Origin of the sequence: Psychrobacter sp. Ps1 (assembly GCF_022129425.1) — a bacterium.
In the GTDB taxonomy this organism is placed as follows: Bacteria; Pseudomonadota; Gammaproteobacteria; order Pseudomonadales; family Moraxellaceae; genus Psychrobacter.
This window is the reverse complement of sequence record NZ_JADQAN010000008.1, coordinates 1-23,368: the sequence shown is the minus strand read 5'-3', so window position 1 is coordinate 23,368 and position 23,368 is coordinate 1. Positions and strand designations below refer to the sequence as shown.

The following is a 23,368-nucleotide window of genomic DNA, read 5'->3' as shown; positions in this document are numbered from 1 at the left end:
TAGCCTTATAAGTTCAAGCTTTTTGAATTAAAATATGAAAAATATGCTAAATTAGTGTGCGATGAGTGACTCAGCTCATCTATCGTTTAGGTAAATTCTAGCAATTTGCAAAATTATTACCAATCAACAAAGTCATTTATCTTATAACTAGGGCATTTCACTAATCAGCATTTGGTTTGATGAGCCTGAGACTAAAACTTTGTTTGAATAATAACCGATTTGGTGATAAATGTAACGCAAGTAAGACATAAAAAACAACAAATAAAGGAAGTGCAATGGCACATTATTTTGGATTCGTACCCTCAGATAAACTAAAAGCTTTAATCAGTGAGGCCGAACAAGTCGTTGCTTCAAATGAGAATGTAGAGTACTACCCTTATCGCGATGCTCTTACGCATCAGACAGCGCGTGATCTTACTGATAATTTATTGGTTGGTTTGGTAGATATTATTCCTAACCCTGAGCGCCAAGCTTCTATGCGTAAAATTGTTGGAACGATTGAACGCGCGACAGACACTCTACTCAATATCTTACTAGGTAAAGAAAACAACAAAGACGTATTACCAAGTTTTCATTTTCTAAGAGATCACGCAACCTTTATTGATAACGAAGGCGTTAAACGTGTCGGCTTTAAACTATCAGAAAAAGATGCGAATACAATCACTGAAGGGTTTGCTGCTATCACGCCTGAGCATGTAGATAGAGCCAAATTTAAAACGGCACTTGAAACCATGAACGAAGAAACATTGACCCACTTTATCAGTCGTTATGCCGAGACATTAAAGCTAGGCATGATCAAACGTAAGTCAGTTCCAGTTGCCAAATCGGCAATTGATAAAGGCATGAGTATGGCACTTAATAAGCTATTACCTGACCTACCAAATGACTCATTGAATAGATTGGCCAATTATTACCGTCCATTTATTATAGAAAAGCCAGAATAACCCCAAAAGTTGGATTAATTTTGTCCCAAAAGTCATATGACGTTGGGCAAATTCACTAAAATTTGCTAAAATAAGCGGCACTTTTTACCAAAGGCGCACCCGATGACCCAAATCAGTAACCAAGAAATTGAAAAAACCTTACGCAACTCAGAGTGCCTTATTAGCAGTATCGAAGTAGCTGCTGCTTATGAGCGTTTGGCCGCTCAGCTCAATCTACACTATGCTGGTCTAAACCCAATTGTTATGGTCGTGATGAACGGCGGATTGATCCCAGCTGGTCAACTACTGACACATCTTACGTTCTACCATCGCATGCACTATATTCATGCGACTCGTTATCGTGATAACGAAGGTACTAATGAGCTTGATTGGAAATTCAAGCCTGATGTTAGTATCGAAGGTGAGCACGTATTGTTGATTGACGACATCTTTGACGAAGGTATTACCCTAAAAGCAGTTGTTGAAGAATTAAGCAAAGAAAAGCCTCTATCACTTGAGTCTTGTGTCTTGCTTAACAAGCAACATGATCGCAAAGTTGCAGATTTTGACGTAGATTTTGTGGGTATTGATGTTGCAGATCGCTATGTTTACGGTTGTGGTATGGATTTCCATGGTTACTTGCGTCACCTGCCAGGTATCTATGCAATCAAAGAAGACAAAGTTTAATTCTAGACTTAATTGATTAAAATAGTTAAGTCCTAAAAAAGCATCCAATTTGGATGCTTTTTTATTGCGCTGACTTATTGCGTCGACAACAACTTGAATGAATCGTTAAAACTGTAATGCCAAACCAGTATGCCGCTCAGTTGGTGTCTGAACTGCTTTTTCTAAGGCGTGCTTGGTACTATATATCGTTACCTGCTTCTTAGCACGAGTCACTGCCGTATAGATAAGCTCTTTGCTCAGTAACCGTGCATGGCTGTTATCAAAAGTAATAGCAACATGATCAAATTCGGATCCTTGCGACTTATGAATAGTCATTGCATACGCCGTGGCTATCACCTCTTCATTTAGCAAATTAACAGCTATCCCTTGTGTCTTATTTTCAAAGAATACCTCTAATTGGCTTCTTTCATCTGATATTTGTAAGCAGAAACCAATATCCCCATTAAATAGCCCAAGCTCATAGTTATTTTGTAAAACCATAACAGGACGTCCATGGAACCATGTGTTTTGACCCAATGGTAACTTTAACTCAGCAAGATGCCATTGAGTGAGGTAGTTATTGATATAGTGGTCGCCCCATTCACCATTGTGGCCAGCGGTCAAAATTCTAAATTGATTAAATACCTCCATTAACGAAGAGGTAGTACTTTTAACTGATTCTGGCACGGATTTTTCTATTGGATTTTCTAGTAAACTTCTAATTTTATTTATGTATGATCGGTAATTACTTGAGGTTTTTAAAATAATTTTTCCTTTGCTTAGGCTATTTTTTATCTTGTTATTTGATATGGACTCTGCTTGTAACGTATTAACATATTGAAAACTCAAAGCAGCGTCTTGCCTTAATAATTGCCAAATAGCTTGAAGATTTGTCTCTGCTTTATTGATTTGAGTGGCCAGTTTACCGATACCTGACTCGGCGCTAAATCGGCGGCTCTCTGTTAGCTCTGCGTGTATTGGTTGCAGTAGTGGAATACGGCATAGATCAGCCAATACTGCTCCTGCATCGACGGCTGCTAACTGATTAGCATCGCCTAATAATATCAGCCTAGCACCTGGCTTTACAGCGCTCACAAGGTAATTGGCCAACTCGACTCCGAGCATAGATGCCTCATCAACGATGATAATATCTTCACCGAGTGGGTTGTTGGCATCGTAGCGCGGTCTACCCGTTCGACCGATACCTAGTAGACGATGGATGGTTTTTGCCTCTTGCAACTGCAACTCTACATTTGCGTCATCTAAAGCCGCCTGTAGAGATTCTTGCATACGTTGGGCAGCCTTACCCGTCGGTGCGGCCAATGCCAAACTGGCACTGTCCGTACTGAATCGAATATACTCAGCCCCATCCCCCCCACTCTCTGTCGCTTGCTGCAGCGCAATGACCAATTGAGCCACGGTATATGTTTTACCTGTGCCTGGACCACCAGTAATAATACTAAACGCATTATTATTAGCGACATTGATTGCCTTCACTTGGTGCTCATGAAGGTTTTCAGGTATTGCTATCTGTAAAGGACTTACTTGCTGATTTAAGATATTGTTGATATTTTTTGCTAAATTAAATTCTGCTTGCCATGTGCGGTGTAGCCAAAATGTGATTTTTGAACCTTGAGTCTTTTTATTCTTAGCGATGTTATAAATAATTGGTTGATTATCCTTGCTTAGGCTATTTTGATTGTTGTTATAATTAGTATTCGCCTCAACGTTAGCAAATAAAGCATGCTCATGGATTGAATGGACGAAAGTATTTAAGTCGCTATTTTTCAAGCGCTGATATAACGTAGTTATCGCATCAAAACGTTTGATCAACGTCTCTTTTTCATGATTACTAAGTGCTAGCTGCGCCCACAGGTAATCTCGCTGACCAAACAAAGTATCTAGTAATACAAATAGCGATGTCTCCGTTGTAGTGTCATCGTCTAGTTGCGTGTCTAGTTGCGTTTTTATCTGAGTATCAATCAGCGCAAAAATTGGTGTTGCTAGTATCTCTAATAATTGCTGCTGCCATGCATATAACGTGACTATTTCCCCATTAATCTGACCTTGCATGGGAGCTTCATGATCGGCCGTATCGACAGTTAATACAGTATGCCCCTCTTCCAAATGAGCCGCTAAAATAACGAATAGAGCAGTAAATAAGTCATTGTTTTCCGACTTACCTATTCTTCTATTTTCATCGTTTATCTTTGCATCTGTTGCGTCATATGCTACATGTGTTTGCTGACGGCGCAGCAAAATATAATCGCTGATGTTACTGGCCCAGCTCTCTTGTAAGCTAATGGCTGACTTACTTTTATTATTATCATTACTCATTGTATATTTATCTCTTATTAATCTGATTAACTGCTATAACAATTTTTATCTACCTAGTTGCTATATAAGGTTTATTAATCCGGCAGGCCAAACAATGCATCTAGACCTTTAATGAATGCAATGGGAATATCCCAAGTAACCAATCCATAGCAACTATTACTGCTCAAGCTATCGTGATTAGACTGAACCACATCTTGCGATGTAGGCATAGTAGCTGCCTGAGCATTCGGGTCATACACACCGCGTAAAAACACGTACTCTACAGCGCCTAAGTATTTATCTTCGTTACCCGTATAATCACTGATCCTCATAGCAAGGAACCGATGTAATGCTACTTGATAGATTGCTGCTTGTAGCCAGTACCCCGCTTTAGACATTGCTTGCTTAAGCGTATTTTCATTATAATCGCTTAGGCTATTTCCTAGAAAGTTACTTTTATAATCGACCACATAATACTTGCCAGCATGCTCATACACCAAGTCAATCTCACCACGCAAATAACGATACAGATGTGCTTTGTTTTGTGGCACTAGAGTGACGTGTTTATCTGTCTCGTCAGGTAAATACTGTTGGAAAAGCTTACTAATATCCTGTGCTTTGAAATTCTCTGACAGCCCCATGTTGAACTCTAACTCGGCAAATCGCTTACCTTTATCAAGAGCAATCAAGGGTTGATTGGAAGCCAACAGTGGCGCATGCAGCACCTCTTCAATCCAATTAACTAATGCCTCATGCTTGGTTGTATCTATTGACTCAAGATCAAACCCATCGCTATTTCTTTGTTTCTTACCTTGGGATCTGCGGCTTTGTTGTTCCGAACTACTATATATGAGCGGCAACTGATAGCTACTAATGGCTCTATCAATAACCTGAGACCACTGGGCTTTATTAGTGAAATCAATCTGTTCAAATATCTCATGCAAAAACGTACCAGCATTGGCACCTTTTACAAAAGTAAAGCGGATATCATCTTCTGACTTAGGACTGAGTTCATCGTCTTGTTCGAGAGACTCTTTACTATTCAGTGAAGAGAGGTCTGAAACTGAAGACTCTGTCATATCAATGTCTATCGCATCATCAATACGCTCATCCACTATCGCCATTGCTTGTGTAGATTCATCTAGCTGACGTGCTAAAGCGGTAAAGCTGGTCTTAGCCCAACCATAAAAATAATTGGTTTTCATCACCTCAGAAAATGGCGCGTACTCAATAGCCTCTGTTTTAGGCTTATGAGCATTTGACTTGATAGCAACTATCTGAACATTGTCATTTACGCCTGCTGAGTTAGCACCATTGCTTGCGTAATTATTGTCATAGAACTCATTAACTTTATGACCTCTGAGCATGCCTATGGTACCTTTGAGCCTATCCGGCAGCTCAAACTTTGCTTCTGGCGATTCAAACCAATAAAACACTGGCTTTAGCTCAAATCCTGTCTTGTTACTCGGATCTCGCAGCACCACATAAAGCTGCTCACTGGCTCGAGTAAATGCCACATAGCCAAGCCGTCTTATCTCATCAAAACCTTCTTGTGTCTCGATATCCGTATAGTAACCCTCATCCGTGGCAGAGCCTTGCAATGGTGAGAAGCGGCGCTGATTACCCGTCGATTGACTGTCTATCGGCTGCTGTACTTCTAGCGACTGCCGCACTAGCGCTGAAGGCGCTTGTTGCGCATTATATAGGTACAGCCCATAGTCTTCCTTATTACCAGACTTCCTACTGGCATCACCCATTCCCAATACATAGACAATAGGGAACTCAAGCCCTTTTGACTTATGAATAGTCATCAATTGCACACCAGACTCTGTCGGTAGCGGATATTGCTTAGCCCAATCACTGTTGGGTGCTGCATCTATATGCTGCCTAAACCACGCCAGCAACTCATACTCACCCATGCCTAGACCATACTGCGCCAAAATGTCCATCACATGACGCAAGTCCATGATATGACGGTCACCTTCTGGATGAGCAGCTAGGGCCTGCCAAACGCCTTGCGGCTGCACAGGACTTTTATCTAATAAATAATGTAGCGCTGATAAGATGCCAAAGTGCTGCCAACGCTGTGCCCCTTCTTTTAGATAAGTAATAAAGTCTTGATAGCTTTTTTTAATATCAGTAGCTTCATTCGCTGAGAAGTCTTTCGAATTAGACTTATTTGAATGGGCGCTTGGTGCACTGCTACCTTCGGTAATGCCTGACTCATGATCCGTCATCATGGCTTTGATGTTTTTGATACTCAGTCCATATAGATGACTGGTCAATACCCGATTAATCATGTCATGACGATACGGGTATAGCATGGCACTCAGCAATGCTGCCACATCTTCTGCCATAATAGTCTCAAAGATACTGACATCACTAGTAGTCAAAGTCGGCACATTAAGTTTCACTAGCTCATCTTCGACCCTTTTCAGATCTTTTTTGGCACGTGCCAGCACCCCAATATCACTGGGCTGAATCGGCTTACCTTTGAGTGTCTGACCACTATTAAGCAAAGTGGCTATATGGCGAGCTGTGATTTCATGCTCGTCGTAATCAAACTCTTTGTCCTTATCATAAGGCAGATGCAACAAGCTCACTGGCTGAGCAGAGAGAACCTCTGTCACCAATACGTTATCTAGCCTATCTGACTCATTAAACCAAGACAGCTCATATTCCGGTTTTGCCGCTTTGATATGTTGGTAGTGAATACCAGTACCCAACTGCGACAGCTTATTCTCAGCAGTTGCTGCATCAGCCATGCCAAACCAGCAGTTCAATGCGTTAATCACACCGGCATTTGAACGGCGATTGATATCAAGTGTCCAAAGCGTACTCTTGTCAAACTGGGCTTTCATATAGTTGTAGTTGGCCACATCGCCACCGCGAAACCCATAAATAGCCTGTTTGGGATCACCAACCAATAGCAGAAACTCATTATTGGCTTTTTTAGTGGTTGACTGCTTGTCATTGTCCGACTGTTTACGCTTATTCTTTGGCAAATAAATGCTTTCAATCATAATGGCTTGCTCGCCATTGATATCTTGCGACTCATCAATCAATGCCACAGGATAATGATGACGAATATAACGCGCCAGCTTATCTCCTTGGCGGCCAGTCAATGCTTGGTTTAAGCGTACCATCTGCAAACTAAAGGTCGTCTCGCCGCGCTCTTCTAAAATTACTGGCAGCCTATTGCGAACAGCTAGCACAATATGACGGTTAAGATTGGCTAATACCAACAAAATATGCTGATTTAAACTATCAAGCATGTCTAAAATAGCCATTAACTTACTAATGGTCTCTAATTCAAAAAGCGTCTGATGCTCTTTTTCTTTATTCTTATTAAAGTTCTTAATTTTACCATCTTCATCGGGATATCTAGAATCCTGCAATGATGTCAAAATCTTGTTTTCGCTCTCATTTAAATAGCTATTAAAGGTCAGCTGATACTCTGATATCTTTTGATGCACCTCGATAATGGCATCAAACTGTTTGGTTAGATTAGAACCACCACGAAACCCTTGAGACTTTCTATAATCAGGATTTAAATAAGGCTGGATATCTGCTAAATCTAACTGAGAAAACTCATTGATTAGCTTTTCATATGCATCAAAGTCAAAGCCTTTCTCAATCCTTATCTCATCAATCGGCGCAGAGATAAAATTAAGCGAGCGAGTCACATACTTTTTATGATCACCCACTGCAGACAGCTTACCTTGCTGATCCATCAGCGCGTAAAGTTTAGGCTGCTCATAATATAAGCGGCTCTGAAACTGACGCAGCTCATCATGAACAATACTATCGGTAACTTGTTCAATACTGCTGTCTTCAATAATCCCCATACCCTGCTGGTGACCAGTTTCGCTACTGTACTCCGTCAACCATTTTTGCGCCAAGCTATCGAGCGTACCTACAAATAGCTTATCCAAGGTGGTTAGTACCAATGCAGTACGCCTGATAGCTTCCGCCATTGGATAACTGTACACGTGATCTAGCAAATAGCCGACAAGATGCAGGTTAATAGGATCTTGCATGATGCCATCTAAGCGCACATATTTGGCCTGATTAACCAGCCAATCTTCGCGGTCTTTTTTTGCTTGTTTACGTTTCTCTGCCGCCGCTTGCTTATCAGTAGCAAGGTCTTGATTTAAATCGTCAATGCCTGTCTCAACGTTTGCGTCTACGTCTGAATTACTGCCTGCTTGTGCGTCTTTATTTCCCTCAGGCATAACTTGCAGTATGTTGGGATAGAGACTCTCTTTATTGCCAGTATCAGCACTTAGGCTAGTGACCCATTGTAATAGCTGATAAAAATCTACCAAACGATCATGGATACGCTGACGCATTTCGGCAGCGGCAGCTCGAGTAAAAGTCGTGGCGATGATTTGCTCTGGCGCACGTCGCGCTTCGATCAGTAGGCGTAGTACAATACCGGTCAGCGTCCAAGTTTTACCCGTGCCCGCTGAGGCTTCGATTAGGTGTTTACCCGTTAGATCGACGTCAACTGCTGGTATGACATCATTTTTACGTTCAGGTACAGCAGACGAAGGCAGCTCATCTGAATATTCATCAAATAAGTTCGGTTGTGTAGACGAGTCAATGGTATTGGTTGGATCGCTAAGGTCTGTCATATGGGCGCATACTTTTAATTATTATTTATTAGGGCGTGTCTTCAATTCACTCGATAGTTATCTAAATGGGCTAAAAATAGCTAAATTTTGCCAAACATCGTCAAATAGCTGGTTAATATCCCGATATTATCGGCACTATTTTCCTCGTTTGACGGCAATTTATCTCATTTTTATCACCATTTTTGAAATAAAGACACGCCCTAGAACAAAATAGCAAAAACTAATTAGAGGCTGTTCTAAATAACTGGCTAACTATCTAAGTTAGTTAACGCATTAAACATCGGCGCGTATAATGGCTGGGCTAATGTAGTCAGAGCTGCCGATAGCGCCTTAAACGCATTTTGGTCACGTAGCACGTACTGCCAAATAGCATGCTGCGAACAAGTATCGTATACCGTGTCTGAGTTGTAGTTAGGTCTTAACCAGTCTGAGAAGTCGGCTCGTTTTGGCCAGTAGCAGTTGCTGTCACCTTCTTCAGCGGTTAAATACTTATCAAGGTAGTTAAGTGCATATTCTGGTAATAACGTAATGGGCACTTGACCCGTTAATTTGCCAAAAACAGCCCATTTTATCAGCTCAATTACTGCATCTTCATACACGATCGGGCTTAATTTAAATGCGATCACTTTGTCATACTTTTTGACTTGCGAGCTAGGCTTATTAAAGCGCCAAATACTCACGCCATCATTTAATGCCACTTGCTCAGCAGTGGTACGTCTGGCTACTTGCCAATACAAATGTGACAACCAAAACTTGAGCAAATGTCTAGGGCTAGCAGAATTGGGCAGTATATTTAACCATTGCTTAGGCGATTGCTGAGCATAAGGCACGCCTGCCTGAATAACTGATATGGGTGCTGATATTGGTACTGAGCCCTTTATCTTAATGACTTTTGGCAACAGCTTAAACAGTGTTTCTATACCCTCTATATACGTCTGATTACTTGACTCGTTGTCAGTGCTACTCAGTATATTTTTTAGCTCTATCTGAACCGGATGCTCGGCGGTTGGCGTCAGTAGCTGCAATACACTGCTACTATCTGCCTTACTCTCGTTGAGAATACTGCTTTCATCAAAGCCATTAGCAATTAGCTGCTCTTTGAACTCTAGACATTGCTGTTGCAGTTTCTTTTGTTGATTGGGTAATGTAGTTTGGCGAGCGACACCAGCAGGCATAATTTTTTGATACATTAGAGTTGGAGTGGTAGTTTCATCCGCTGCACTACTATCATTTTTCTTATTCTCATCAGTAACCAACTGTTTAATCAAATGATCTTTAATTTGATAGGTAGTTAAACTGTCTAAGAATAGCGGCTCTTGCTGCGACAGCGCTTCTTCACCTTGCACCACATGCACCTTTTGAGCCCGTAAGAACGCTTTGGCAGGATGGCGTATTTGGTAAGCCAACTCTCCTTCAATATCTATCTCTCCGATGTTAAATATGCTATCAGATAAAGCTTGGATGAGCACCTCTGTCATGTTATTGACATCGCTAGCATCAACAGCTGTATCTAGCGCTAGCATATTAGCCACTGCAGACAAGGTTTGATTGTCTACTTGACCTAGCTGACCTAAGCCTTGACCAAGCACCTGAGCGATTGACTCATACTGCGCCTTCGTGGGCAAGCCCACCAACTCTTTATGCTCACTAGATACTCGACCTTTTAATGTGTCAAACACCGCTTGCCAAAGCGGCGCAGGCGGAAACTGCTTTTTCTGAGCCAGTTTGGTTTTGCGCATGGCTGTATTTAATAAAGTATCCAGCTCATCAATCATATCGAAAGGGCTGGTAACCTGAGCATTGATATTAACCTTGGCATTAGCATTGTCATCAATATCAGGAGACACTTGCTCAAAAACATCAGTGCCTTCGATTTCTGTCTCAAACAGACTCTCATGGAAAGGGAGTGCAGGATGCTCAGTCACCAACCACTGCTTAATCAATTTAGGCAAATAGCGCTTGAGACTCTCGGTAGTCGGATCAATATTCTCGGGTAATGTCTCAAGCGAGTTCACCTGCCATTGCACCTCGCCTTGCAAAAACTGCAATAGCTCGCTCACTGGGTTGGCTGGCAGATGCTCATGAGTGTCCGTCAAGCTTTGGCCATTGTAGAACATCCAGCATGCACTACGCGCGCACAGTAGTGCATCTAAAAATGCACCGTTGTCATCATCTTCACTAACTCTGTCACCGCGGCGTGCATTGGTCGCTTTCATCAAATCATAGCGGTTGTCTCGGTCACGCCCAGGAAACTCAGAGAGATCCATATTGAGCATCACCACCAGCTCAAAAGGCACGTTTCTTAGTGCACCGAATCGACCAAAGGTAATCACACCCGTCGGCTCCGCACTGACCTGCTGACTCTCAAGCTCGTTTTCGATACTGTCTAGCATAAAGCTCAGCTTGAGCGGCAATTGCTCCACACCTGCTAGCTTCTGCTCCACTTCTCTGTTGTCGACATCACCACTAGCGTACTGCCTATAGTGACGATTGGCTCGTAGACTTGATTTAAAGCCATTCATCGCGTTGTAAATGGCGCGCATGGTACGTGTTTGATCCACATCGCCAAAGTAGCGATGGATAACTTGTGTCTCAATCTGATCGAGCCAATCTTCCGCTTTCATTTTTTGTGTATGATCATCACGTCGTGCAACCAAGCCAGTATAAATACGGCAAAGCGCTTCAACAATCAACGCATCATTTAGGCTCACTTGTGGTAACGGCAAGGTCATTTCTGGTAACGCAGTGCTTGGCCATTCATCCTCATCTAAAGGATACAAGCAGTCACTTAACTCGGCCTCTGGCATGACCAGACCTAAAGTTAATCTGTCTAATGCCTGTGCAAAGCTGAAGCGATAGTCGTAATCATTACCGTCCAACGTTTGCTTAAGATGAAGCTCGTCAAAACCGCGAATAAAGCCCGCCTCTACCAATAAATCACAGCCACGGCTCATTTGCTCATGAGTCAGTCCAAAGCTTTCAAATAAAGGCGGTAACATGAGCCAGTCTAAGACTTCAGCTGCTTCAAAACGGGCACTATGGCTACCCAATAGCTTGTAAAAACCGATAATCGCTTCCCATAACTGGCGAATGTCGGCATCAACAACACCAGTCACTTTAGCAGGCAAAGTCAAACCGTCTTGACCTTTACCATTGACGAAGATAGAGCCAATCAATGCATGATGACGTTCAACATCAGGTAGCAGCACAACGATGTCGGAGATATGGCGTTTCTTCTCACCAGATCTGATAGGTTCATTTAGCCAACGACCAATCATAATACGCAGCACTTCAAGCTGACGCTGCAAACTATGACACGAATGAATGCTTAGGCTATTATCTTGGGAAGAGATTGCCCAAAAACGGTCTTTCTCAAAACGCTTATTCTCTAACGCTTCATCTTCATACCAAGCCGTTGCTGGCTTATCTCCATCAAAGCTTGGCTCTAGTTGCTTGCTTACTGCTTGTGAGACTGTAGCAGCCGTTGCTTGCTGGGTCGATTGCTCATCAAGCATCAACACATCATTTTGCAAACGTTTTAATAAGCTCAGGTTACCTTGGGCATCTTGAGTACTGACAGCGTCATCAGCAGCATCTATGCTTTCATAATCGTAATGACCGAGCACATTATCTACACCTTTATCAAAGTTATCTTGCCATTCGACTAGCGCATCGTCGTATTGCTCATTACCTGATAAATTGGCAAGCATCGCAAACGCATCGCGCGACTGCTTGCCCAAACGCGATAGCAAGCTGTGACCATAATCACGCAAAAACACACTCTCAGGATTAATAATCTGCTGGCGTTGTAACCATGATTTATCAACGATATCTGCCCAAAACAGCTTTGATGGATTGTAATGCAATAGCGTGATATTCATGTATTGCGACAGACTCTGTAGAAAGTCTAACTCGGTCTGTGGCAGTTGCTGAATGGTAAATATACGCAGTACTTTGGGCAACTGATCACGCTCATTCGCTTTGTTACCTTTTAAAGCTGACCAGAACGCACGCTCCAGTGCCACACGGTGTAGATGAACATCGGCAAACAAATGCGACCACAAGAATCGTTGGGAAATTTCTAACTCAACATAATGGTCGACCAACCACTCAGGCGTGCCTCGCGCATACTTATCAAAGCGCAGGGATAAGGCGTCTTTATCCGCTATCAACTCACTTACGCTCAACGGCTTGTTTTGCGACCATAATGCCAACCAATCCTCACGGTGAGTCAAATAGCGGTTAAACACCCTAGCCAAATCGCTTGCCAGCTGCCAAATGCGAGCATCTTGTTGCGCCTTATCCTGTTGTAAGCTGTCTTGTTGAGCGCTTGCCTGTGGGTCATCAATCAAAGACGCTAACAATGGATGAACTGGATGCTTTTCATCTGCAACAATCGACTCCTGATAATAAGTCAAATAACCAAACAATCGCCACTGCATTACTGTCGGTGACAACACCGCCACTTCCGGCACGTTTAGAGTTGTCGCTTCAGGGTTTTGCGCCAGTAAGTATGCATTATGGCGGGTCAATACATCTTGCATCAGCGTCCATTGATACTGGCCCCAAAATTTAGTACGCACCAAGGTACTAATACCAGCACGGCTAGCAATAGTTTTATCCAACCAATCACCCAATACCATTGACGGTACAATGACAATAAAAGGCTCAAAAACAGGCTGATCCTTGGACTGGTACTGTACAAGCAATTGATCAACGAGGTTTTCGGTACGGTGCGACTGAATAATAGTGAACATAGACAATAATCTGATTGAAATAAGGGTTAGATATTAGGATTAATAAAAAAGGCTTCACTTATGATGAGATGTCTGTATCCAATGTCAAAAACGCTATAAAACGTCCAGACAAAACAAAAATCGATACTCATCAATCCATGTTTGATGGTCGTTACTATGATGCATTTCTGCTAGCATGAGGGCCAGAAACAAAAACAATCATAGTAGCAAATTCTACATATCCATTGATAACGTTGACTTGCCAAATTTGCTATCAGTGTGCCATTGATGGTTATCGTTTACTAGTGTAAATGCCGATATTATAATAAGCTTGCGACATCTAGTGTCGTTTTATACTATCATTCCTATTTACAATGAAATAATCTCATTGCGGTTTTTAAATCGACCTTTACAACCTGTATCTAAATAACACTTTCTATTGACGGGATTACTTAATATTATGCCATTGCGTCCCATTGATGCCATTTTTGTCCATCCAAAACAACGCTTATACGTCGTGTATTATCGCGGTGAGTTGTGGCAACTGCCACGTATGAAAATCGATGAGAGATCATGGAAAAACAGACGACCCTATACCGATGATAGTAGCTCACTTTATTTGAGCATCCATCAAGCTATCAGCGACCCTATCCTTGCGCAGAAATTGAGAACGCTAGATCTACCTGTAGCGGTACGTAGTAGCACGTTGCCACGTTTTGAAGCATGGTGGGAGGCACATGGGTTTAGATGGTTAAAAGACAGACTATTAACCGGTGAATCGCCGTTAGCAGCGCATCAAACTACTACACCTGCTGCCAAGGTATTAAACGACCAATCTGATCCTCTAACAGATTGCCAAACCAATGGCCATACTGATGAAAGTGGTGAGGTTAATGAAGAACAAGTATCTACCCCTTCTGCAGACACAGATATCTTTGCAGACATGTTGGCTGAATTAACCGATGAAGTACTAGAACAAAAGCTTTGAAAACTAGATACCACCCTGTATATAAACGTTGCTATGAATCAACTAATAATAAAAGAGCAGTAATATATGAAAGACTACAAACTACTGCTGGCTGGGCTAATCTTGCTACTGCTCACAATCTTTATCGCGGTCTTCATTTGGTTGTGGACCAGTAATCAAAAAAACACAGACCCATTGCCAATCATGGCAAGTGAAAGTGAAGCAGACCCTAGTACGAAAGGTGATGAATCAAGAGAGATTGTTGATAGTGTTCTATATATTCGAGCAGAAAAGAAGTTACAGATACCTTTGGACGATATCATTGTGAGCTTTGAATCTCGTTATCCGCACGTACAAGTGTTAGCGAGCTATGTACCCTCTAACGACCTTCTTACAGTACCAAGTAGTGGTTCTACCAAAGACAAACTCTCTGATTATGTCTTTGATACAGATATGATTATTACCAATGACGATAGCCTATCTACAGAACGGGTATCACTCCTACAGTCAGAATTGCAACAGGCACAAGATAGCAATAGTCAAAGTCAGAAAGGTACTGAGGGTGTTGGTACAAATGATGCTTCTGACAAGAATAATGATAAAGAGATACACACTCTAAATCCCTTTAACTATGCTCTAAAAGATGAACAAGCGCTTGAAGGTGTCATCCTGACAGACGATACAACTGCTATTAACTTTCGTAATTTTTTACTATCGAGCACAGGTCAAGACATACTAAAAAAATATGATTATGAGAACATTAGTGGTTATAAGAACAGTGTAAATGACTTATTTAAACCAACCTCACAGGCAAAAAATGCATCAGGTGATCATGCTGTAGATGTCACTGACGCGCTTAGCAATGGTGAGTAAGGATAAATTGTCTTTATTTATCTTTTGTTGATTGCTTTTATGACTGCTTTTTTCTACAATGTCACTCCATAATGCGCCTATAGCTCAACAGGATAGAGCAGTTGCCTCCTAAGCGATCGATCCGAGTTCGAGTCTTGGTGGGCGCACTTCATAAGATACCCATAATGACCCATAAACCCCTACTAGCATAGCTTACAGGGGTTTTTTATTGCCTTTAACTAACCATACCTACCCATAATTAACCGTTGCATACTGTGATAATTACAGTATTCTATACAGTATCAGCTTAAAAACCACTTATAGGATACTGTAAAAACATGGCTAAAGTAGTGAAACCCCTTACCCACACTCAGGTAAGCCAAGCCAAAACTACTGGCATGGCTTATAATTTAACTGACGGCGGTGGCTTGTATTTGTATGTAAGCAAAACGGGCACAAAATCATGGCGCATTGACTTCACCACGCCTATTACTAAAAAACGGGTGACAATGACTTTAGGGCAATATCCTGGAATCAGCTTAGCGGATGCGCGGGTGTTGCGATCTGATATTAAATCCATGCTTGCCAGCGGGCATGACCCCCGTAAGGTTAAAAAGGACGATGAACGCCAACAGATATTAGAGTCTAATAATACCTTTGCCATGCTTGCAGAAGAGTACATATCAAGACAAACCCATTTATCACCAGCCACGCATAAGAATAACCGCCGCTATGCTGCCTACCTAAGCGATAGCATTGGCGATCTACCTATCACCCATATCAAGCCAATAGACGTGCTTGACGCCTGCAAGGTCGTTGAGGCTAAAGGTTATCTTGAAACCGCGTTGAAGATGAAATCGCTGGCGGGTCAAGTCTTTAGATATGCGGTGCAGACCGCCCGCGCTGAGCGTGATGTTACTCAAGATTTAAAAGGGGCGTTAAAACAACCCCCTACAAAGCATTATCCTGCGATTACAGACCCTAAAGAGTTTGGTACTATGTTACGTGCTATTGACGACTATCAAGGCTTATTCGAGACTAGGTGCGCGTTAAAGCTTATGCCGATGTTGTTTGTCAGGGCTGGTGAAATGCGCTATGCTAGATGGGATGAAATTGATTTAGAAAAAAAGACGTGGACTTTCACGCCCCGCAAGACAAAACGCAAGACAGGTATATCATTAATTGTGCCATTACCTAATCAAGCCGTTGAGATTTTAACCGCCCTATCTGACCATAAAAGGTCTGAGTTCGTATTCCCTGCCATTCACACTACTGTACAACCCATGAGTGAAAACACAATGAATCAAGCTCTAAAGCGGCTTGGCATTGCTGGTGACACTCACACTATCCACGGTTTCCGCGCCAGCGCCCGTACCATGATTGTTGAGCAGCTTAAATTTGATGAACGATTTGTTGAGTTGCAGCTGGGTCATCGCGTGCCTGACATGCACGGGCGGGCATATAATCGTGCTCAATTTTTAACTGAGCGCAAAGAGATGCTGCAAGAGTGGGCGAACTACTTAGATGAATTGAGATCGCAAACGATAAAAGAAGTAACATAGTATCAAACAGCAGGGCTTAATCATTTGCACTTAATCTTAGGAAACATGATCCACAAGCTGAGAGTATGGCTCACAGTTGATATTGAGCAGCATAAGTAGTAGAAAATCTGCTTCTAGATAGTAAGCGACGTAAACATACCTATTAAATCTATCGTAAGAACACTGAGACTCCAAATATGATAAATGTATTAAAGGCTTGATTTACAAAAAATTCTTATCAACTAATAATACAGGGTGAGAATATTTTCAATATAAAAAATGCAAGATTTAGTATGATAAATTAGCAAAAGAGTCGTATCTCTCTATCTGATCAAAGCTAACTGAAGGAGCGGTTTTCTGTGTAATGTTCATGAAGTGACTGCTATTTATAGGCTGCTCATTTTTCATTGCAATTTTAGCAACTTCATTTACTATGAACTTAATGTCACTAGAGACATAGCCAGCCAGTAGCATTGATAAGCTATCCAAATCTAACAGCTTCTCCTTTGGCCTATTTTCCAACAATAGTTTTAGAAGTTCTTTTCTTGAAATGAAATCAGGTAATGACACATATATGATCTTATCAATGCGCCCTGTTCTTAATATTGCCTTATCAATAACATCTGGTCGATTTGAGGCCATCACTACAAATATACCCCTCTCATTGCAGTCTGTTAACTGTGCTAAAAACTCATTAACCTCTGAAGAATAGTGGTGGTTCAAATTATCACTATCACGACTCGGTAAAATCGCATCAACCTCATCAATAAATATGATTGAAGGCGCATTTAATCTTGCATCCCGAAACAGTTTTCCTATTTTCTCTTGAGTACCATGTACATAAGTACTGGCAAGATCTGAAGGTTTAACCTCAAAAAATCTATATCCCAATTCTTCAGCTAGCTGCCTTGCAATAAAGGTTTTACCACAGCCAGGAGGTCCATATAGCAACAGACCGTTGAGGGGTTGGATACCATATTTCAGATGAGCAGTACGGTCTTTAAGAGGATTAATCACATCTATCTGTAGGGTTTCTTTTAAACCCTTCATCCCTGCAACTTGAGCAAGTCCCACACTCTTTTCATTTATCGCTATTATTTCATCATTCTGCTTATCTTCTACACCTCTATAATCTTCATACTTAGAAAATTCATAGTAACGTTGGATAAAACTCCCTATATCATCAGCAAAGGTATCAAGTTTCTCATAGGCTAATGCTTCATAAAGAATATTTCCTAATTCCTCTGGCATAAATTGATAAAAGTTAGATTTCTTTAATAGGAAAGATGCTCTATGCAGCTGAGTTATTTTCAAGATACTTATTTTTGAACGAGACCAATCAATATCATAATCCCAAGGCAGCATGCCAACGATGCAACGATATAGAAGCGTTGCTACTGAGTAAAAGGAGTTGATGGACTGTTGGAAGTTTGAATCAAGCCCATATACAAATGATAAGGTTGGGACACCTTTTGTCTCATCTAGTATGAAGTCAGTAAGGCTAAAAGGCGCTAAATAAATAGATAGTTCATCAGATAGATAACTCAAAAAGACTTTATCAGGAGTAATTGTAATGCCTTCTAAACAATCTAACTTTGATAACAATATCAAAGTTAGATTAGCAATTTTCGATGCTAAATAGACGTCTAAGTAAATTTCTCTATTTATTAATTCTAACAAAGACTCACCAACTACAAAGTCTTGTAAAAAATAAAAGAACTGCTGTCTCTCATTAGTAAAAGACTTCAAAATAGAATTGCTGATAACGTTATCTTCGAGAACTCTCGAATATTTTCCAAGCTTAGACTTAAGAAGCTCTAAGTCTATTATAGAGATACTTTCAGGCTTGATGAGCTTAAGGATTTTAAGCTGATCTTGACCAGTGATGATCTGATAAGTTTCAGCAATAGCATCATTACCCAGAAAAAACTTTACCTGATAGTCATTATCGATATAGTCATGGCGTGCAAAAGCACTCTGATTATTCATAAATTATCTACGTAATAAACTGGTATCGACGTTCTGCATTTTTGCTTGGCTCTCAGGTGTCATATACTGAGCAACAGCGATTACAGCATCTTCTAAAACCTCTTTACTTGGTTCTGAGTTTAACAGTTGTTTAAGTTGCTGTAATCCTCGATAAGCGGCTTGTTCATCTGTCCAAGTTATTTCATCGAAGCTCTCATCCATGTATATAATGTATGATATCCAAAAGTTTCTATCCTGACGATAAACTTCAAAGGTAACGTCTCTTACTTGATCTTCTAGTTTTATAGCACTATTAACATCCTGTTTTGAATAAATTTGCTGCGCTTGAGACTCGAATTCAAACATCATACTACGAGTTTTAGCATTACCATTATTCTCATTGGTATCTCTTAACGACTTAAGTGCTACTTTTAACTTTCCTTGTGCTTTTGGCCACGCACCTTCTGCTTCATATTTATCTAATTCAACAAAGGTATTTTTTAAATCAGATCTAACTTTATCCTTGGTTGAACGATCCTCACTACGAGCTTCTAGTAGTTTTTCTGCTTCATTAATGTCATTTATTTTCATTTCTGCTTCATAATTACCTTCAGAGGCCAGCTCTATAGCTACTTGACGAGCTTGGGATAACTCTCGCTTTAACTGATCTGTAGAAATATCTGTGTCAATCGTTGATACGATATCAAAATCAAAACTCTCATCTAACGCTGGAATATAAACAGACAGCTTACCTCGACGAGACGCATCGATATTTAACGTGACTTCAATGTCACTACCTGCTGGTAAAAAGCTTGGTAAATCTGCACCAGTGATAATAAATTGACCAAAACGAGAGTTATGCAGCGCTCGCGAGCTTTCTTGTTTAAACTCATAAATAGGAATAGTCAATACATCCTCTTTAACACTAGGACGTACGTCTTTCATAGTTTTAAAAACACCCTTTCCTTTAGCGGGCAGGGTTTTATTTTTTTCTAAACCATCTAGTGCATATACACCCTGCTTAGTTGTGAGTGTATCAAAAATTTCCAAACCAATTGCAAGAGGCAAAGTGGCAGCCGCAATTTTAACCCCTTGAATAATATTGATAGAACTAGGCTCACAAGGAATAAGGGCACCATCAGGGCTGAATAATTTAATATTAAACTGATTACTTTTGCCTTCATTTAACTGTAATTCAATAATTTCAACATCATTATCTATGGTTAGTTTACCTGATGACCACGCACTATCATTTCTAACTATCTCTAAGATAAAACTTTCTGGTAGATTAGCTGTTGAAAGCTCTCTATCGATTCTAAGCCCAAGATTCTCAAGAGTTTCTACCGTCGTTTCTGGATATCTTAGAGTTAGCTGGGCTTTACTGGTATCACGCTTTTGTAAGTTTTGTGGAATATTTTTAGTAGAGGCAAATAAAGCCGCCCCTCTTCCTACTGCAGTCATAGGGTCAATACTGGTATCAATCTTTGGGGTTATCTGCTCTGTTAGCATACGACGTAATGTCTGTTGAAATGTAGGACCACCAACCAAAATCAATGAGGTTAAGTCATTACCTGCAATATTATTACGTGCTAGCAATTTTTTAGTAATATCAATGGCGCGTTGAAATATTGGCGTGACCACTTGTTCGTATTGCTCTAAAGTCACGCTTATATCGACCTCTATTTCGTCACCCTCATCATCTTCCCCTAAATCCTCAATAAAATAGCTCCATTGTGATTTAGAAGATAGTGAAACTTTAGCGTCTTCTGCAGGTTTTTTCAAAGCCTCTTGTAATAGTTTTCGAAACTTGTCATTGGATAAAGTCTCATCCAAGCTACATTGTCGCTGTAGTTCAGGTATTAACAGCTGATCAACGATAGCATCATCAAGGTCTTTACCGCCAAGATGATTATCGCCTTCAGTGTCAACTACTTTCATGATGCCTTCTTCAACATGCATCAACGCGGCATCAAATGTCCCGCCACCAAAGTCAAACACCAACCAATACCCTGATTGACTGCTGGCTTTAACACCATAGGCGATAGAGGCGGCTATCGGCTCTTGCAACAGCTCACAGTAACCAAAACCTGCCAACTCTGCTGCGCGCTGAGTAGCATCCAATTGACGTTGCTCAAACATCGCAGGTACCGTGATGACAGCAGCTACGATAGCTTCTTCCCTTACGTAACCTTTGAGCTTCTTCAACAATTCAGCAGATAACTCTTCTGAGCTATAACTTCTACTCATATTACTTGAACGATATTGATGGTCTGTACCCATGTTACGTTTAAACTCTTGGTAGCCATTTGGTTCTGCATATTTACGTCTTTTAAAGTTATTAACAGCCTCTCTGTCTATACCTTGCTTGGCGCTCAACCCAACGAATATAGTTTGTTTTTTATTAAACGATACACATGACGATGTGGTATCCATCTGATTGTCATCTGATTTAATAATTACTGCCTCACCATCTTGCATGACGGCGATAGCAGAGTTAGTCGTGCCTAAATCAATACCAAAATCTATTTTTTGACGCATTATCATTCCTTTATTTTATAATTTATTTTAGCAATTTTTAGCCTACACTGACTTCAACGTCAGACATACGAGTGAGCTTATCTTGATAATTGACCTGTGGTAGCACCACTTTAGTAATGACACTCTGCCCTTCATCCAAATCATCACTAGGAATAAATCTAGCTTGAATGGACATGTTCTCATTATAGGATGTTCCTATATAATCAATGATGTCATAGCCTTGCTCTTTAAGCTCTTCTTCTAGTCTTTCTAATGATTTACTCAAGGATTTTAGTCCTTTGGTATCATCTGGCAGTGCTTCAATGCGCTTACGCATCCGATGTATCTCATCAGCTAATTTGATTGCCAGTCCATGGTCAGGCTCATGGCTTGTAGTGGCTACAGCTGACTCAGTCACAGGAGGAACAGCTGGTAGGATAGGCGTTTGTTTCATCTGCTCTAATACTTCTAGGAGCTTATCAGCCAGTTGCGTATCAGATTTGACAATATGTTCTTCAGACAACTTTACGTTAGTTAGCGCCGACTGCACTTTTTCTAATAGCCCTACGCTGCTTTCAGTTTGGCGTTTTTTAAGCGCGAAGAAACTTGCTGCTAATAAGCCTAATAGTGTCAATAATCCAGCAATAATGGCAATAGTGCGACTACTTAACTGCTGCGATAATTGAGACGTTGTATTTTGTGTATTCTCACTTAAGCTATTAAGCTGCTGCGATAATTGAGATATTTTATTTTCAGTATTCTTATTTAAGCTAATAACAGAGTCGTTGACCTTATTTAGCTCACCATCAGTTGCTACTTGCTGAGTGCTCAAATCACTTATTTTAATATTGAGAGCCGCCATATCTTTGAGGTATTTTTGGTCACGTTTTATTAGCTCAGTCCTTAACACATCATTTTTTTTGTTTAGTTTCTGAAGGTCAATATTATATTGTTTACTACTCTCTTGTAACGCTGTAACTGACTGCAATACTTCTTTATCAGTAGCGGCTAAAGCGGGATTAACAACTAAAAAGTTAGCTAACAACAATAGAAACACTTGCTTTTTATACATTTATTTCACCTTTACTATATATAATATTTATTTTAATTATTGCTTTTTAGGGACTATAAAAGCTAACACTACATATAGAATTATGCCCGCCCAAAATCCAGTCATCCAAGTACCTAATACAAACACTATCCTTAGAAAGGCTAAATTGATACCAGTATGTTCACTAAGGCTATATAAAGATCCAGTAATAAATCCCCCACTCGATTCGCTCGTAGTAGTCAGTTCATTGCTACTCACTTTTTCAGCTATAGAATCAATATCATTTTTTTCTTTACTGATATCTCTAGAAGTTTTATTAAAAAACTGCTGAGTATCATAATCCATTGTAAAATATATGAGACTTGCTATGATCTCTTCGCATTTTTTAGCTTTATATTTTAAACTATTGATGTCCTTATCATCACTAAACATCTCCATTGTTTGATTAAAGCTATCAATCACATAATTTAGTAATTTTTTAACACAAGCACTTGATATCCCAACATAATGTTCGCTTTCAACAGGTATTTTTTGAAGCATATGTTCAAACATATTGATTCTATTTTTGGCATCATCTAGTGATGATATATCAGACTTTAAACAATCAATAATAGGTTCGATCTGAACTTCTAACAGATTATTTGCTAACCTATCCTGTAAAACCTGCTTATCTTTTGAGATAGTTTCTTTTATAGAGCCATATGCAGGTAAGCTATCCGCCCAGTTAATTAGTTCTAAAGCTAAATCGTCGTCATCAACAATATTATATGCAAAAAGAGAGCAGCGTCTTGCTGCTTCGGCATAGCTGTTAATTATATTTTTTATTCTGTAATTACTCGAGTAATAATCAAGTGTATAGATTAGCTCTTCAACAGAATTTAGGTTGTTACTATTATATATTTCTGAATCATCCTCAGCTTCTATTAAGTCATTACTATTTTTGATAATATCTTCAATATAATGAAAACAAGGGTTAATTATTTTTGATTCAGCATAGTCTGCTAAACCCTCAGAATACTCATGAAAACTATCTAGCAGTCCAATATTAAAATCACCAAATGGCTTATCAGGAATACTAGATACATAATCTATTAATGTATCAATAATTTTTTTGCTAATTAGACCTCTTGCAAAAGTCATAATTTAAGCTCGGAATTAATGATACCAGCAAACAGCTTCATTCTAAGATCATAG

Annotated in this window: 12 protein-coding genes and 1 tRNA gene; 6 read left to right on the top strand and 7 right to left on the bottom strand. The window is 40.3% G+C overall.

From position 1 onward, the window contains the following. Nucleotides 1–275: 275 nt before the first annotated feature. Entirely contained in the window at nt 276–944 is a 669-nt protein-coding gene (locus tag I3249_RS05670; RefSeq protein WP_238069025.1) for a hypothetical protein, read from the top strand. A 102-nt stretch (nt 945–1,046) separates the two neighbouring features. Then, entirely contained in the window at nt 1,047–1,610 is a 564-nt protein-coding gene (locus tag I3249_RS05665; protein WP_057760160.1) for a hypoxanthine-guanine phosphoribosyltransferase, read from the top strand. 105 nt (nt 1,611–1,715) lie between these two features. Here I3249_RS05665 and recD read toward each other — a convergent pair whose 3' ends face one another. The 3 genes from recD to I3249_RS05650 all read right to left on the bottom strand — a co-directional run bounded on the left by recD (nt 1,716) and on the right by I3249_RS05650 (nt 13,299). Next, nucleotides 1,716–3,926 (bottom strand): exodeoxyribonuclease V subunit alpha, encoded by a 2,211-nt coding sequence (gene recD, locus I3249_RS05660; RefSeq protein WP_238069024.1) that lies wholly within the window; start codon nt 3,924–3,926, stop codon nt 1,716–1,718. Between the two features lie 74 nt (nt 3,927–4,000). Continuing rightward, nucleotides 4,001–8,542, bottom strand: coding sequence for a UvrD-helicase domain-containing protein (locus tag I3249_RS05655; RefSeq protein WP_238069023.1), 4,542 nt, complete (start codon nt 8,540–8,542; stop codon nt 4,001–4,003). A 248-nt stretch (nt 8,543–8,790) separates the two neighbouring features. Further along, on the bottom strand, nt 8,791–13,299 hold the full coding sequence (locus I3249_RS05650) for an exodeoxyribonuclease V subunit gamma (RefSeq protein WP_238069022.1): 4,509 nt from the start codon (nt 13,297–13,299) through the stop codon (nt 8,791–8,793). A gap of 439 nt (nt 13,300–13,738) precedes the next feature. Here I3249_RS05650 and I3249_RS05645 point away from each other — a divergent pair, with 439 nt between their 5' ends. The 4 genes from I3249_RS05645 (at nt 13,739) to I3249_RS05630 (ending at nt 16,659) form a co-directional block, all read left to right on the top strand. Next, nucleotides 13,739–14,266, top strand: coding sequence for a hypothetical protein (locus I3249_RS05645; protein WP_165597344.1), 528 nt, complete (start codon nt 13,739–13,741; stop codon nt 14,264–14,266). A gap of 66 nt (nt 14,267–14,332) precedes the next feature. After that, on the top strand, nt 14,333–15,118 hold the full coding sequence (locus I3249_RS05640; protein WP_238069021.1) for a hypothetical protein: 786 nt from the start codon (nt 14,333–14,335) through the stop codon (nt 15,116–15,118). Between the two features lie 73 nt (nt 15,119–15,191). Next, nucleotides 15,192–15,264: transfer RNA gene (locus I3249_RS05635), tRNA-Arg, on the top strand. A gap of 171 nt (nt 15,265–15,435) precedes the next feature. Beyond that, nucleotides 15,436–16,659 (top strand): integrase arm-type DNA-binding domain-containing protein, encoded by a 1,224-nt coding sequence (locus tag I3249_RS05630; protein WP_238069020.1) that lies wholly within the window; start codon nt 15,436–15,438, stop codon nt 16,657–16,659. A 267-nt stretch (nt 16,660–16,926) separates the two neighbouring features. Here I3249_RS05630 and I3249_RS05625 read toward each other — a convergent pair whose 3' ends face one another. From I3249_RS05625 to I3249_RS05610, 4 genes are read right to left on the bottom strand one after another with little or no spacing between them, the layout of a single operon-like run. After that, nucleotides 16,927–18,627 carry an ATP-binding protein gene (locus I3249_RS05625; RefSeq protein ID WP_238069019.1) on the bottom strand — a complete coding sequence of 567 codons (1,701 nt, stop codon included), beginning with the start codon at nt 18,625–18,627 and terminating at the stop codon, nt 16,927–16,929. Nucleotides 18,628–18,630: 3 nt separating this feature from the next. Beyond that, nucleotides 18,631–21,150, bottom strand: coding sequence for an Hsp70 family protein (locus I3249_RS05620; RefSeq protein ID WP_238069018.1), 2,520 nt, complete (start codon nt 21,148–21,150; stop codon nt 18,631–18,633). A 31-nt stretch (nt 21,151–21,181) separates the two neighbouring features. After that, nucleotides 21,182–22,195 carry a hypothetical protein gene (locus I3249_RS05615; protein WP_238069016.1) on the bottom strand — a complete coding sequence of 338 codons (1,014 nt, stop codon included), beginning with the start codon at nt 22,193–22,195 and terminating at the stop codon, nt 21,182–21,184. A gap of 36 nt (nt 22,196–22,231) precedes the next feature. After that, nucleotides 22,232–23,314, bottom strand: coding sequence for a PspC domain-containing protein (locus tag I3249_RS05610; protein WP_238069015.1), 1,083 nt, complete (start codon nt 23,312–23,314; stop codon nt 22,232–22,234). Nucleotides 23,315–23,368 lie beyond the last annotated feature (54 nt).

Excerpts from the sequence above, each read along its gene's own strand:
- I3249_RS05670 (WP_238069025.1), top strand. The coding sequence starts at position 276 with ATGGCACATTATTTTGGATTCGTACCCTCAGATAAACTAAAAGCTTTA.
- I3249_RS05650 (WP_238069022.1), bottom strand. The coding sequence starts at position 13,299 with ATGTTCACTATTATTCAGTCGCACCGTACCGAAAACCTCGTTGATCAA.
- I3249_RS05630 (WP_238069020.1), top strand. The coding sequence starts at position 15,436 with ATGGCTAAAGTAGTGAAACCCCTTACCCACACTCAGGTAAGCCAAGCC.
- I3249_RS05615 (WP_238069016.1), bottom strand. The coding sequence starts at position 22,195 with ATGTATAAAAAGCAAGTGTTTCTATTGTTGTTAGCTAACTTTTTAGTT.
- recD (WP_238069024.1), bottom strand. The coding sequence starts at position 3,926 with ATGAGTAATGATAATAATAAAAGTAAGTCAGCCATTAGCTTACAAGAG.
- I3249_RS05655 (WP_238069023.1), bottom strand. The coding sequence starts at position 8,542 with ATGACAGACCTTAGCGATCCAACCAATACCATTGACTCGTCTACACAA.
- I3249_RS05620 (WP_238069018.1), bottom strand. The coding sequence starts at position 21,150 with ATGATAATGCGTCAAAAAATAGATTTTGGTATTGATTTAGGCACGACT.
- I3249_RS05640 (WP_238069021.1), top strand. The coding sequence starts at position 14,333 with ATGAAAGACTACAAACTACTGCTGGCTGGGCTAATCTTGCTACTGCTC.
- I3249_RS05665 (WP_057760160.1), top strand. The coding sequence starts at position 1,047 with ATGACCCAAATCAGTAACCAAGAAATTGAAAAAACCTTACGCAACTCA.
- I3249_RS05645 (WP_165597344.1), top strand. The coding sequence starts at position 13,739 with ATGCCATTGCGTCCCATTGATGCCATTTTTGTCCATCCAAAACAACGC.
- I3249_RS05625 (WP_238069019.1), bottom strand. The coding sequence starts at position 18,627 with ATGAATAATCAGAGTGCTTTTGCACGCCATGACTATATCGATAATGAC.
- I3249_RS05610 (WP_238069015.1), bottom strand. The coding sequence starts at position 23,314 with ATGACTTTTGCAAGAGGTCTAATTAGCAAAAAAATTATTGATACATTA.